The sequence below is a fragment of the Roseibium sp. genome (assembly GCF_965216085.1).
In the GTDB taxonomy this organism is placed as follows: Bacteria; Pseudomonadota; Alphaproteobacteria; order Rhizobiales; family Stappiaceae; genus Roseibium.
The window spans coordinates 5,662,999-5,676,928 of record NZ_OZ244138.1; the positions used below are offsets into that span (position 1 = coordinate 5,662,999).

Annotated in this window: 8 protein-coding genes; 7 read left to right on the forward strand and 1 reads right to left on the reverse strand. The window is 55.8% G+C overall.

The window, feature by feature from the left end; genetic code table 11:
* Positions 1-7 precede the first annotated feature (7 nt).
* From ACOOFE_RS26375 to ACOOFE_RS26405, 7 genes are all read left to right on the forward strand, one after another.
* Positions 8-952, forward strand: a complete 945-nt coding sequence (locus ACOOFE_RS26375) for an ABC transporter permease (protein ID WP_141184194.1) — start codon at positions 8-10, stop codon at positions 950-952.
* A 9-nt stretch (positions 953-961) separates the two neighbouring features.
* The gene (locus tag ACOOFE_RS26380) at positions 962-2,683 is read left to right on the forward strand and encodes an ABC transporter ATP-binding protein (RefSeq protein ID WP_141184195.1); all 1,722 of its coding nucleotides are present in this window, start codon (positions 962-964) and stop codon (positions 2,681-2,683) included.
* Between the two features lie 630 nt (positions 2,684-3,313).
* Complete coding sequence (locus ACOOFE_RS26385; protein ID WP_420412770.1) at positions 3,314-4,894, forward strand: HAD family hydrolase; 1,581 nt, start codon at positions 3,314-3,316, stop codon at positions 4,892-4,894.
* An 86-nt stretch (positions 4,895-4,980) separates the two neighbouring features.
* On the forward strand, positions 4,981-6,777 hold the full coding sequence (locus tag ACOOFE_RS26390) for an IlvD/Edd family dehydratase (RefSeq protein WP_420412771.1): 1,797 nt from the start codon (positions 4,981-4,983) through the stop codon (positions 6,775-6,777).
* Between the two features lie 161 nt (positions 6,778-6,938).
* Entirely contained in the window at positions 6,939-9,401 is a 2,463-nt protein-coding gene (locus ACOOFE_RS26395) for a response regulator (protein WP_420412772.1), read from the forward strand.
* Between the two features lie 247 nt (positions 9,402-9,648).
* Positions 9,649-10,572 (forward strand): GNAT family N-acetyltransferase, encoded by a 924-nt coding sequence (locus ACOOFE_RS26400; protein WP_420412773.1) that lies wholly within the window; start codon positions 9,649-9,651, stop codon positions 10,570-10,572.
* A 150-nt stretch (positions 10,573-10,722) separates the two neighbouring features.
* Positions 10,723-12,999: a transglycosylase domain-containing protein gene (locus tag ACOOFE_RS26405; RefSeq protein ID WP_420412774.1), complete on the forward strand. Its 2,277-nt coding sequence runs from the start codon at positions 10,723-10,725 to the stop codon at positions 12,997-12,999.
* Here ACOOFE_RS26405 and ACOOFE_RS26410 read toward each other — a convergent pair.
* Positions 12,996-13,841: a dienelactone hydrolase family protein gene (locus tag ACOOFE_RS26410; RefSeq protein ID WP_420412775.1), complete on the reverse strand. Its 846-nt coding sequence runs from the start codon at positions 13,839-13,841 to the stop codon at positions 12,996-12,998. The genes ACOOFE_RS26405 and ACOOFE_RS26410 overlap by 4 nt on opposite strands.
* Positions 13,842-13,930 lie beyond the last annotated feature (89 nt).

Consider the following 13,930-nt stretch of genomic DNA (forward strand, 5'->3'; position numbering starts at 1 on the left):
CTTGAAAATGGCTGATGTCTCCAACACAAACTCCGCACCGCAAGGCCGGCTGGCGAAGATGATCGACACCGATATCTTCCACTCGTTCCTGCGCTCGAAGGTAACCGTCGTCGCAGCATTTATGACACTGCTGCTGTTCTTGCTGGCGTTTCTCGCGCCTTGGGTCGCCCCGCACAATCCTTTCGATCTGGCAACAATATCTATTCTGGACGCCCGGGTTCCGCCGGTCTGGATGGAGTTTTCCGATCCGCGCTTCCTCTTGGGAACCGATGATCAGGGCAGGGATCTCTTGTCCGGCATCTTCTATGGTATGCGCATTTCGCTGATTGTCGGCTTCTGCTCAGTTCTCGCGGCAGCCGTCATTGGCATCACAGCTGGGCTGGTTGCCGGTTACATGGGTGGCCGGGTCGATGCCATCATCATGCGGATCGCCGATGTTCAGCTCACCTTCCCGGCAATTCTGATTGCGCTTCTGATCGATGGTGTCGCGGCAGGTATCTTTGGCGGAATCGACCGCGAAGTTTTTGCGTTCTACATCCTGATCGTGGCGCTCGCCTTGTCTTTCTGGGTGCAATATGCCCGGACAGTGCGCGGTTCGACGATGGTGGAGAAAAACAAGGAATATGTGCAAGCCGCCCGGGTGATTGGCATCCCGTCAGTCATCATCATGGCTCGCCACATCCTGCCGAACGTCATGGGACCGGTTCTGGTCATCGCGACCATCAATCTGGCATTGGCAATCGTGACCGAATCCAGCCTGTCGTTCCTCGGTGTCGGCATGCCGCCCACCCAGCCGTCGCTCGGCACCCTGATCGCGATCGGCAACGACTTCCTCTATTCTGGGGAATGGTGGATTGCGATTTTCCCGGGTATTGCGCTGGCATTGCTGGTGCTCAACGTCAACCTTCTGGGCGACTGGTTGCGTGACGCCCTCAACCCGAAACTGCGCTGAGGTGCTTCCGTGAACGTCCTAGATATCAAAGACCTTCGGGTCGAGTTCCCGGGTCGCAAATCAGTCTTTGTTGCGGTTGACGGGGTCAATTTGAGCGTTGAAGCCGGCAAGATCCTTGGTGTTGTCGGAGAATCCGGCGCCGGTAAATCCACTGTCGGTAACGCAGTGATCGGCCTCCTTCAGGAGCCTGGTCATATTGCCGGTGGTGAGGTCTACCTTCACGGCGACCGGATCGACGAGCTGCCTTATAAAAAAATGCGCAAACTGCGCGGCCGCAAAATTGGCATGATCTTCCAGGATCCGCTGACCTCGCTCGATCCGCTGCAGACGGTGGAATCCCAATTGGTGGAAACCATTCGGACCCACTTGCCACTCTCGGCCAAGGAAGCCCAGCAACGCGCCATCGAGCTCATTGATGCTGTCGGCATTCCCAATCCGGCGGAACGGATCAAACAGTATCCGCATCAGTTCTCCGGCGGGATGCGTCAGCGCGTTGTGATCGCGCTGGCACTGTGCGCCGAACCGGAACTGGTGATTGCCGATGAGCCGACCACGGCACTCGACGTTTCCATTCAGGCGCAAATTCTGGAGCTGATGAAAAAGCTCTGTGCTGAACGAAATGTCGCCATGCTGGTGATCACGCACGACATGGGCGTGATTGCCGACATCACCGACCATGTCGCGGTGATGTATCATGGTGAGCTGGTGGAATACGGTGAAACCAATCAGGTCTTGGGCGCCCCAGTCCACCCCTACACACAGAGCCTGATTTCGGCCGTTCCGCGCCCGGATATCAAGGTGGAGCGCTTTCCGGTGGTCAACTACATCGAAAAGGCTGGCACACCGCAAAAGCAGATCGACATCTCTACCCATTGGCTCGGACAGTCCCGGGACTACGAAAAGGTAAGCGGTCCGCTTGTCCAGATCCGCGACCTAGAAATGCGCTTTGAAACAAAGGGTTCGATTTTCCCGTCACAGCGCCAGTATTTCCATGCGGTCAAAAAAGTCAGTTTCGATATTCATGAAGGCGAAACCTTTGGCGTCGTTGGCGAAAGTGGCTCGGGCAAATCCACCATCGCACGCGTGATTACTGGCCTTTATCACCCGAGCGGCGGATCGATCCTCTTCGGCAAGACGGAATTGACGTCACTGAAGAACCAGAAAGAAATTCTGGCGATGCGCCGTCAGATGCAGATGATTTTCCAAGATCCATATTCGTCGCTGAATGCACGCATGCGGGTCCGCGATATCATCGCTGAGCCGATCAAGTTCCACAAACTGGCCTCCAGCAACACGGAAGTCCGTCAAATCGTCGATGATCTGCTTGATCACGTTGGCCTTGGATCGGCGGCGGGTCAGAAGTTCCCGCACGAGTTTTCCGGCGGTCAGCGTCAGCGGATTTCCATTGCGCGTGCGCTGGCGACCCGGCCCCGGTTCCTCATTTGCGATGAACCAACGTCGGCGCTCGATGTTTCGATCCAGGCACAGATCCTCAATCTCTTGAAGGATTTGCAGGAAGAACTCGGCCTGACAATGCTGTTCATCAGCCATGACCTCGCCGTCATCCGCCAGATGTGCAACCGCATCGGTGTCATGCGCAATGGCGAATTGTGCGAAGTCGCAGACTGCGATCAGTTGTTTGAGGCTCCACAGCACGAATACACACAGCAGCTCCTCAACTTAATGCCGTCCATGGAACTGCTGTCCCGGGCCAATCTGGAAACCGCCTAACCCGGCCTTTGGAACAAACGCTGTCCCGCGACCTCGTGGGACAGCGCGCATCTCACCTATAAATCACTGATTCTGAGTCTTTTTTCAGATTCGCCCGAGTCGCTCTCTTGACTCCATCAGACCCGCCGATTCCCTCTTTCCCGACGTTCGATAGTCACAATGGAGTGGCAGCCCGGCAATTCTTGCCGGTCAGAGTCACCGGGTGATATCAGTACTTTCCTTTTACATACTGAACACCGCTATCATTCCCATTTATTTAATATTTTTTCATTTCTTTTAGATTTGTTCACTATGAATATCGTATATATTCCATTTATTGACCAGATATCAAAATCATTTTCTTGCTGTAATTTGTTATTACTTTTTTCTGATTTTTATTTTCTATTTCACAAACAAACTCTGCGTATTATGACTTATTTTCCGAATATTTATTCTTTAGCCGAAAGCCACTGTAAGGTCTTCGGCATCGACAATTATGCCGATGTATTCAGCGACTTAGAGATCGGGCCGCAGCTAGTCGCATTGCTCCAGCTCTAGCCGTCCCGCATTTTTGTTTCCTGCTCGCCAACCCGGCAAAAGTCTTCGGGAAGAGCGCAAACAACAGGGACGAAAATGCAACAGGTCGCGGCCATGCCAACTCAAACACTCATCGTGCTCTACCGGATGTTTTTTCTCGGCGGATCAGCATGTATTTTTGTTCTGGCAGCACTGATCTCAGATTTAACACCCGCTCTCCTGCTCGGCAGCAGCCCCTTGAGCGGGTCTATATCCGTTCCCGCACTTTGCGCCCTGTCGTGCCTGCTTGCTGCCTCTTGTCTTGCTTTTTCGTTCCCAGACCCGGCCGGCCGGCGGCTGAGCACTTTGACTTTTGCTGCAAGCTGCCTGCTTCTCGTCGCGTCGCTGAGCTTCTTACCTACTGCCATCGGCACAGTTTCCTCAGATCTGCTGGCTTTCAGTGCCGCCGTTATGATGATCCTGCGTGTTCTGGCGGTTTGGATTTTGCCGCCGCGCGGTGAACGGTGTGGCACACGGGAAGCATTCATCTCTTCCCAATTGAGCATTTTATGCTGTGGTCTTTGGCTCGCGGTTGATCCGGTCCAAGCTCCCATAGCCGGCGCTGTCTGCCTCTTGCTGTCCTGGCCCTATCTGGCTGATGGCATCAATGCCTTTGCCGACAAGGTGTATCATGAGGCCGCCAAAGCCGCCGGCCTTCGCAATGTGGCACCAGGAACCTTTACCAAAGTTGCCTCCGCACGTGACATCGTCATCGATAAAGCAGCCGTCATGTCTGGCCCTACCCTGACCGTAACGAATGTGATGGCCTTCGACAACGATCCGAGAACCCTTCTGGCTGTTGCGGCCTCTGCCGAAGCCGGCTCAGACCATCCGGTTGCCCATGCGCTCCGTCAATTGGCGGAACAGTGGCAGGTCGACCTGAAATACCCGGACCGGATAGATCCGGCCCCAGGTTTAGGTGTTGTGGCGCTTCTGGGCGGTCAAACGGTTGTTGTTGGAACAACGGATCTTTTGAACAAACTCAAGATCGACAGCTTCACGGCTGATGCCATTGCCAAATCGCTTGAAGCTGATGGCAAGACCGTACTCAGGGTAGCCGTCGGTGGACGGGTCGTCGGTGTGCTTGGGCTAGAAGGCACGTTGCGCCAGGATGCAGGTGTTGCCGGAATGGCCTTGCGGGCTGAAGGACTGGTGCCTTGGCTCTATAGTGGCGATAGCGAAAAAACCCGGCAAGCCCTTGCTGAAATGCTCGGCCTGGAGCCCGTTGCGGACCCCAAACCCGGCGAATCTGCTAGCGAAGCGGCCTTCCGGACATTGGAAGACCACAACCCCCTGGTACTCACCTTGTCACAGGACAGAACGTCCTTTGAACTCAGATCCTTCCGGCCCAGCGCTTCTGATGAAACCGCTCCTGAAACCACATTGCTTGCAGTCAGCAGCACCGATGATATTGGCGCTTTTCCTGCGCTCAAAGAACTTGCCATGCGACGGACCGCATTGGCAGCTCATGCCCGTCGGTTTTTGTCCGGTCTGTCTGTTATGTGCGGTATTTGCGGTGGCCTATTGCTGTTGCCTTTGTCGGCAACACCGGTGCTCTTTGCGGTGAGCCTTGCCATTTTGTGGGGTTTTGCCCGCTTCTCAGTCGCTGACAGGTCCCAGCAAGTGGTCAATAATGCTTTGATTGCTGCGAATTAACTCGCACACCTTTCAAAAACCGCTGCCCCCTTGTATCTATCGGCTTAATATCTCCGCCGTAAGAAATACAGAGGGTGAGGCGCCAAATGAGCAATACCAAAAAGCCGAATTTCCGGTCCGCTGCCTGGTTCGACAATCCAGACAATCCGGGAATGACGGCGCTCTATATTGAGCGGTATCTCAATTTTGGCATTACCCGCGAAGAACTGCAGTCCGGCAAACCGATAATCGGTATTGCGCAGACAGGCTCCGACCTCTCACCTTGCAACCGCCACCATCTGGAGCTAGCAAAACGGATCCGGGAAGGCATCCGGGACGCAGGCGGAATTGCCTTTGAATTTCCAGTCCACCCCATTCAGGAAACCGGCCGGCGGCCCACAGCGACGCTTGATCGTAATCTTGCCTATCTTGGACTGGTTGAATTGCTCCACGGCTACCCGATCGACGGTGTTGTGCTGACCATTGGCTGTGACAAAACCACACCGGCCTGTTTGATGGCCGCGGCCACCGTCAATATTCCAGCCATCGCACTCTCCGTTGGTCCAATGCTTAACGGCTGGCACAAAGGTGAGCGCACCGGCTCCGGCACAATCGTCTGGAAAGCGCGGCAAATGCTGGCAGCCGGCGAGATCGATTATCCAGGTTTCATGGATCTGGTTGCATCCTCCGCCCCGTCCGTCGGGTACTGCAACACCATGGGCACTGCGACGACCATGAACTCACTAGCTGAAGCCCTCGGCATGCAGCTTTCAGGATCTGCTGCCATTCCGGCGCCTTACCGCGAACGCGGCGGAATGTCCTATGAGACCGGACGCCGGATTGTTGAAATGGCGTATGAGGATCAAAAACCCTCAGACATCATGACAAGGCAAGCCTTTGAAAACGCGATTGTCGTCAACTCAGCCATTGGCGGATCAACAAACGCACCGATCCATTTGAATGGCATTGCCCGGCATCTTGGAATTGAACTCACCAATGATGATTGGCAGGAAATCGGTCATGATGTGCCGCTGCTGGTCAATCTGCAGCCGGCCGGTGACTATCTCGGCGAGGACTACTTCCATGCCGGTGGTGTTCCTGCAGTCATTTCCGAACTACTGCGCAATGGAAAACTGCCGCATCCTGATGTCGTTACCGCAAACGGCAAAACCATGCGGGAGAACTGCGACGGCATCACCACCGATCTGCCGGACGTCATCAAGCCGTTCGAAGCCCCGATGTTGGAAAAGGCCGGGTTCCTCAATCTAAAGGGCAATCTCTTCGACAGTGCGATCATGAAAACCAGCGTGATCTCAGAGGAATTCCGCAACCGCTATCTCTCCAATCCGGATGATCCTGAAGCCTTTGAGGGTCGGGCGATCGTTTTTGAAGGGCCAGAAGATTATCACGACCGGATTGACGACCCTGCACTGGAGATCGACGAGACTTGCATGCTTTTTGTCCGTGGCACCGGACCGATCGGTTATCCAGGCGGTGCGGAAGTGGTCAACATGCAGCCGCCGACGGCCCTAATCAAACGTGGCATCACCGCCTTGCCATGTATCGGTGATGGTCGCCAGTCTGGCACGTCCGGCTCGCCGTCCATTTTGAACGCGGCTCCAGAAGCGGCGGCTATGGGCGGGCTGGCCCTCATCAGAACCGGAGACCAGGTCCGGATTGATCTGAACAAAGGGACGGCAAATATCCTGATTTCAGATGAAGAACTCGCCAAACGCCGCGCCGATCTTGAAGCAAACGGCGGTTTTCAAGTTGCCGAGAGCCAAACGCCCTGGCAGGAAATCCAGCGTGGTTTGGTTGCCCAATTCGATAAGGGTATGGTTCTGGAACCTGCGGTTAAATACCAGGATGTCGCCAACAAAGGCCTGCCACGGGACAATCATTAATCTGCACGGAGCCAGTTTCGCCAAGCTCACCTGATGTCTAAACAGGTGACTCAGGATAATTCCTAGGGAGACATACGACCTCAGCATAACTGCCAATGAAACGTTTTTTCAAAGATTTACCTGCACTCTAGCTACAAATGAACTTGTAGAGAGTAGGGTTCTTGGGCAGTTACACCAGCAAGCAGGCAGCCAGCTCCGGGCAGGAAGCGGCTCCGATCGCGGAACAGAGCACCACCGAAAATGCTGCTTTGAAGCACGCCGCAACACTTCCAGAAACCGGCACTGCGGATCTGGACGGGGCTGTCATCAACACCGGTTTAGACCGGACTGCTGAGATCGATGTGGATGAGGACATCGGGCCGGAGGTTGGACCCGGGCGGCGTGCCACGGACATTCCTGTCACCGCTCCGGCCAAAGCTCTGCAAACCCTTGCGACTGTGGGCCTGGTCGTCGGACTGATTGCTGCTCTCTTCCTCGTCGCAACCGAAGGGGTTAACCGGTTCTTTGGTGTGGGACTGGCGTTTTTCGCGGGCGGACTGGCCGTATGGCGGCTGTTTGCTGACGATATGCACCGGTCCATCCGCTCTTTGCAGCACAAGGATGAAAAGATCCGCCGCCTGATGGCCCGCTGTGAGGAACTGGAGGACCGGGCCTGGGAATTGGGTGAGTCCGATGAACGCCACGCCAGCATTCTCGGAACGCTTGGTGATGTGGTTATCCGACGGGATCAAGACGGCACAATCACTTATGCCAATTCAGCAGCTGAAGATGTTTTCGGGCCAGGCCATGCGCTTCAACCGGGCAGTTCGATGCAATTGCCGATCATTCATCAAGCAAGCCGCGAATTGTTTGACCTGGATGCACCGGAAGAAGCCTGCGAAGGCATTGGATTTGGTGACCTCCACTTGAAAACAGCACAGGGTGAGCGTTGGTTTTCGCGGATCGACATTCCTGTCCGCGATACGGCCACCGACCGCCAGCTTGTTCAGACGGTTCTTCGTGATGTCACCGAGCGCCGCCTCATAGAAGAGGAGTTGCTGGCTGCCCGGCATTCAGCGGAAAGTTCCAACGAGGCGAAATCGCGGTTTTTGGCCACCGTTAGCCATGAGATCCGGACACCTTTGAATGGTGTTCTCGGCATGGCGGCACTGCTGCGCGACACCCGACTGACCAAGGAGCAAAGCGCTTATATCGAAGCTCTGGAAACCTCCGGCGAAACACTTCTTTTGCTCATCGATGAAGTTCTGGACTTTTCTAAGGTCGAGGCCGGCAAACTGGATATCCATGCGGTTCCGGTCAAGGTCGGAGCCCTGGCGGAAAGCGTTGTTGAATTGCTGGCTCCCAAAGCCCACGCAAAAGACCTCGAAATTGGAACGATGATCGATCCGCGCCTGCCGGAAAATGTCACGTTGGACGCGACCCGCGTCCGCCAGATTCTGTTCAATTTGATCGGCAACGGCGTCAAATTCACAGATACCGGTGGTGTTGCTGTCGAGCTCGTCGGCCGGCAAAAACCGGAGGGTGGCAGTTTCATCGATCTTATTGTTCGCGACACTGGGATCGGTTTCGGTGCCGACGAGGCTGAAAGGCTGTTCCAGGAGTTCGAACAAGTCGATCACGGTCCTGCACGAAAATTCGGTGGAACCGGCCTAGGTTTGGCGATTGCCCAGCGCCTTGCGCGTTTGATGGGCGGCGGCATAACCGCAAAACCGGCTGAGGGCGGTGGAGCGCTGTTTGAAGTCTCTTTGCCGATCCCCGAAAGCTTGAATGGCAGAGCGGATACAAGGCTCGACAAATTCGGCGACAAGGACATCGTTTTTGTCACCACCAGCCAGATTGAATGTCCGCTGCTTGCCCGGCGGCTTGCCAGCCACGATGCGAAGGTATCGGTTCTGGCACCTGGCAGTGAGGGGCTCGACGATGCACTGATGCGCGCTGATCTGATTGTTGTCGACAACGCCGCCTTGTCCGACAGCGCGGGCTGGCTTGCCACAGCCCATTTGAGTGGCTGTGCCGCTCCGGCTGTGGTTCTGATTTCACCACCAGAGCGGGACCGCCTGGAACATCTGCGTGAAGCCGGTTACGCCGCCTATCTGATCCGCCCGGTTCGCATCGAATCGCTGGTTCAAGTCTTCTCCGGACTTTTGGATGCAGAGTCGCCGGGCCATGCCTGGGATGTCAGCGCGGAACCGGTTCAAAATGGGTTCATGGCGAATCGCAATCCGGTGCCGAGCCGCCCCTTGAGACTGTTGGTCGCCGAAGACAATGATATCAACCGGCTTCTAAGCGAAGCCATGCTGCGCAAGCTCGGTCATGTGCCGGTCATGGCGGTCGACGGCGAAAAGGCTGTTGCGGAAGCAGCGACCGGATCCTTCGATGCAATCTTGATGGATCTGCATATGCCCGGCTTAGATGGCATCAGCGCAATCAAACAGATCCGGCTCGATGAGCACAAAACAGGCCGCCCCCAAGTCCCTGTACTCATGGTAACAGCGGATGTCATGAAGGAGGCGCGCGATCGCGCTACTGAAGTCGGTGCTGCCGGATATCTGACCAAGCCGCTGTCTGTAGACGCCATCTCGGATGCCCTTGCCGAAATCAGCCGGATGAAAGCGACTGGCTGACAGGTCTGAAGCCCCCATATGCCAATTGGTTTCACAAGGTCCGCCTTGTGATATAGGCTACACTTGAAAGACATGGGCCAAAACCCAATGTCATTCAGTTGTCGGAAAAGTATGATCTACGGCATGACCAATCTTTAGATTGCCGGATCATGAACGAAGTTCCGGCAAGGAAACCCGGTCGAGAACTCCCGCATCAAGGCGGCAGGCGGGTTTCCAATTTGAAACGGCAAAGGGTGGACCGTCCAATATGCGCCAGAACCCATTTTCTCCCAGAAAACTGGTGCGGAAATTTACGCCTGCAGTGCGTCCGGCAACAGTAATGCCGCGCAATGTTGTCCGGTTACCCGTAAAAACCGGCGAAACCCTTGGCCGTATCGGCTCTTTAGAGGTGCGCATGGCGCGCAACTTCAAGGAAGTCAAAAAAGCGCAGCGGCTGCGTTACGAAGTCTTCTACGAAGAAATGTCGGCCGTTGCCGATGCGCAGGCTCTGGCAACCCGCCGGGATGCCGATCCCTTCGATGCCTATTGCGATCATCTTCTCGTCGTTGATCATGCCTCACTGAAGCGCAACAAACTCGGACGCCTGAAGCCCGAAATCGTCGGCACCTACCGGGTGCTGCGGCAGGAAATTGCGGATCAACATGGCGGATTCTATACGTCCGGTGAATATGACATCCAAGCCTTGATCGACGCCAATCCGGGCAGACGTTTCATGGAACTTGGCCGATCCTGTGTTCTTAAGCCCTACCGGAACAAAAAAACGATCGAGCTGCTATGGCACGGACTCTGGTCTTATGTGCTGCGTCACAAGATCGACGTGATGCTCGGCTGTGCGTCGATTGAAGGGACCGATCTTGACGAGATTTCCGGCCAACTGTCTTTTCTACATCACCATGCCCGAGCACCGGAAGAATGGCGGGTTCGGGCGGTCGAAGACCGGTTCGTGGATATGAACCGGCAACCTGCAAACGATATCAATCAAAAAGAAGCCTTGCGGGCTTTGCCGCCGCTGATCAAGGGCTACTTGCGCCTCGGGGCCTTCATTGGTGATGGCGCGGTTGTTGACCATCAATTTGGCACCACAGATGTCCTAATTGTCATGCCGGTTTCTGAACTGAACACTAGGTACGTCAACTATTACGGTGCCGACGCGAGCCGCTACGCCAGCTGATCCCCTAATTCGGGCTCGAATCGCTCATAATCCCTGCCAAAAACTGCAAGGCTTAACGCCCCCTTAAATTGCCGCATTCTAGGATCATGACCGGGGATATCTGGAGCTTTCCAGACACTTGGCCAGACACTTGGTATGGGACGGTAATAGATGGCGCCAAGGGCGAAACGCCAGGCACGGGTAGAGCCGACACTCGGTGCGGCCAGCAGCAGTCTGCTGGACCTGCGGCTGCGTCCGGACGACCGGCCCAGTGGCCCATCCGGCAAATCCCGGCCAAAATCCAAATCCGGAACCAAGGCTAAACCGAAATCTAAATCCTCCGGATCATCAAAGTCCAAAAAGCCGTCATCCGCCAAAGCCACCTCCCAGCGCGGCAAAGGTAAAGCGTCTGGCGGAAAGTCCGGTGGACGCGGCGGCCGGTCCGGAGCCAAACGCCGGAGCCAAAAGCGCAAATCCCGGTCGTCGTTTACACAGTTCCTCGGCCGGCTGGTCAAGCGCGGCGTTTATTGGGGCGCTGTTCTCGGCATCTGGGCCACGATCGCTGTGGTCTGTGTGATCGGCTATTATGCCGCCTTCCTTCCGCCAACCTCAGAATGGCAGGTTCCAAGCCGTCCACCGAACATCAAGATCGTTGCCTCGAATGGCCAGTTGCTTGCAAATAGGGGCGATACCGGCGGTGAAGCCGTGCGGCTGGAACAATTGCCGCCGTATTTGCCGAATGCCGTCATTGCCATCGAAGATCGGCGGTTCCGATCGCATTTCGGCATCGATCCCCTCGGTTTGACACGTGCGCTGGTAACCAACTTGACCACCGGACGGCTGGTTCAGGGCGGGTCCACCTTGACCCAGCAGCTGGCAAAGAACCTCTTCTTAGAGCCGGACCGGACGATCAAACGGAAGATCCAGGAGCTGGTGCTCGCCTTCTGGCTTGAAGCTGAATACTCCAAGGATGAAATCCTGGAGATGTATATGAACCGGGTTTACCTCGGGTCCGGTGCCTATGGCGTTGATGCTGCAGCCCGCCGCTATTATGGAAAATCCGCACGGCTTATGACGATTGCCGAATCCGCGATAATTGCCGGCCTTTTGAAAGCACCATCGCGCTATTCCCCCGCGCGTAACCCGGATTTGGCAGAAGATCGGGCGCAGCTCGTTCTCGCAGCCATGCACGAAGAAGGTTACATCAGTGCCGAAGAAGCCAAGAACGCGCTCGCGGCCCCTGCAAAAGTCGTCCGCCGGCACACCACCGCTAGCGAAAACTATGCGGCTGATTGGGTGATGGATGTGCTGCCGCATTTTGTTGGCTCAATCGAAGGCGACATCATTGTCGACACCACCATCGATCCGGCAATCCAAAGCGCTGCGGAAACCGCACTCCGCCAGGCCTTGAAGGACAACCGTCAAACGTTCGGGGTTTCACAGGGCGCGATTGTCACCATCGATACAGCCGGTGCCGTCAAAGCGATGGTTGGCGGGGCCGATTATTCGAAAAGTCAGTTCAACAGAGCCGTTTACGCCAAGCGCCAGCCGGGATCTTCGTTCAAACCGTTTGTCTATCTGGCTGCGCTGGAAAACGGCATGACTCCGCAAACCGTGCGCCAAGATCAACCGATCACAATTGGCGGCTGGTCACCGAAAAACTATACCAAACAATACTATGGGCCCGTGACCCTGACGCGTGCCTTGAGTCTGTCGCTCAACACAGTGGCCGCCCGGCTTGCCTATGAGGTTGGCGCCGGAAATGTGGCCTCCACAGCCAAACGCCTCGGCGTCAATTCGGATTTGAAGCGAAACCTATCGTTGTCGCTTGGAACATCTGAAGTCACACCACTGGAAATTGCCGCGGCCTATGTTCCGTTTTCAAATGGTGGTTATGGTGTTCTGCCGCACATCATCCGGCGGATCAAAACTGTTGACGGTAAAACGCTCTATTCCCGGGCCGGTGATGGACGCGGCCGTGTGGTCGAGCGGCGCGATGTCGGTAACATGAACCTAATGATGTCGGAAACCCTCCTGACCGGCACCGGGCGTAAAGCCAGGCTGGAAAACGGCCGGCCGGCTGGCGGAAAAACCGGCACCAGTCAGGATTTCCGCGATGCTTGGTTCATTGGCTATACGGGCAACATGACCACCGCGGTCTGGTTCGGTAACGACGACAATTCGCCAACGAAAAAAGCGTCGGGCGGCAAATTGCCAGCCGTTGTTTGGAAAGAGGTGATGGACAAAGCACACGCGAAACTGCCTGCCGCCGATCTTCCAGGCGTACCAAACGTGCCCGTCTCTGTGTCCGCACCGAAACGTCCCGTTGCTCCGCCGTCCAACACCGAGGCAGAAAGCGGACCCATTCCGCCAGCACCGCTCGGCGACAGTGGGGAACGAAGAGGCCCGCTGAACTTGTTGCGCAACCTCTTCGGCGGCGGTGGCTAGAGTTTTTCTTCAAAGAACACTTGTATCGTCTGAATGGCCGTTTCATGCGCATCCGGCGCGTATTTGAGCCAGTGCATACGCCCAGTATCTCCTGGAATGCGGATTCCGTCGCCCACATCCGGATTGTCAAAGGCATGGGTAGCACCTGGCAAAAGAGTCAAGTCGACTTCATGCTCGGTGTTTTCCGTTCCAGCCTTCAGCCTCCGGCAATCGGCCGCCGGGGTCCAGTCATCTTCTTCGCCAATTAATATTGAGACAGGACGGAAGAAAGTCCGTCCGGTAATGCAATACGGATAAAACGCCGCAACACTCTGGAATGTTTCTGGAAATCTTTCGCCGATACCGTTTTCACTGACGGCTGACAGTGCCGCGATGCCACCATGGGACCAGCCGATCAAACCGATCCGGTCCGCATCGATGTCAGACTGTTTTGAAAGATACTGAAGCGCGCCATAAGCATCCAGCACACGGCCGGATGGAGATGCGGCCGCAATGCCGCTGCCGCACTGGCGGACAATGCTGCGCGGGCGGAAACTGTCGACGATCAGCGCCGCAAACCCCGCATCATTTAGCTTATCCGCCCAATCGAAATGCGATTGCTGGATCCCGCTGCAGCCATGCATCAAGACAATGGCCGGATGCGGCCCGTTGCCAGACGGCAGCTTAAGATGGCCCCAAATCTGGTTCTCTGGTCCCGGTTTGGTGGTTTCACCGCCCGGCATTGCAGCAGCTGAAAAATGCACGACATCAAATCCGTAACCTGCCGATGCAGGCACGGTTTGAAGGAAAAGGCCTGCAAAAAGAGCCAGGCCAACAGTTTTTATGATAGAAATGCGTTTCATGGGGGCTCCTAAACCTGCCCCCCAGCATGGTCTTTGGCGCGCCTCTCGCGCTTGGCAGATTTTACCATAGTGTGGTCACTTGCTCAATC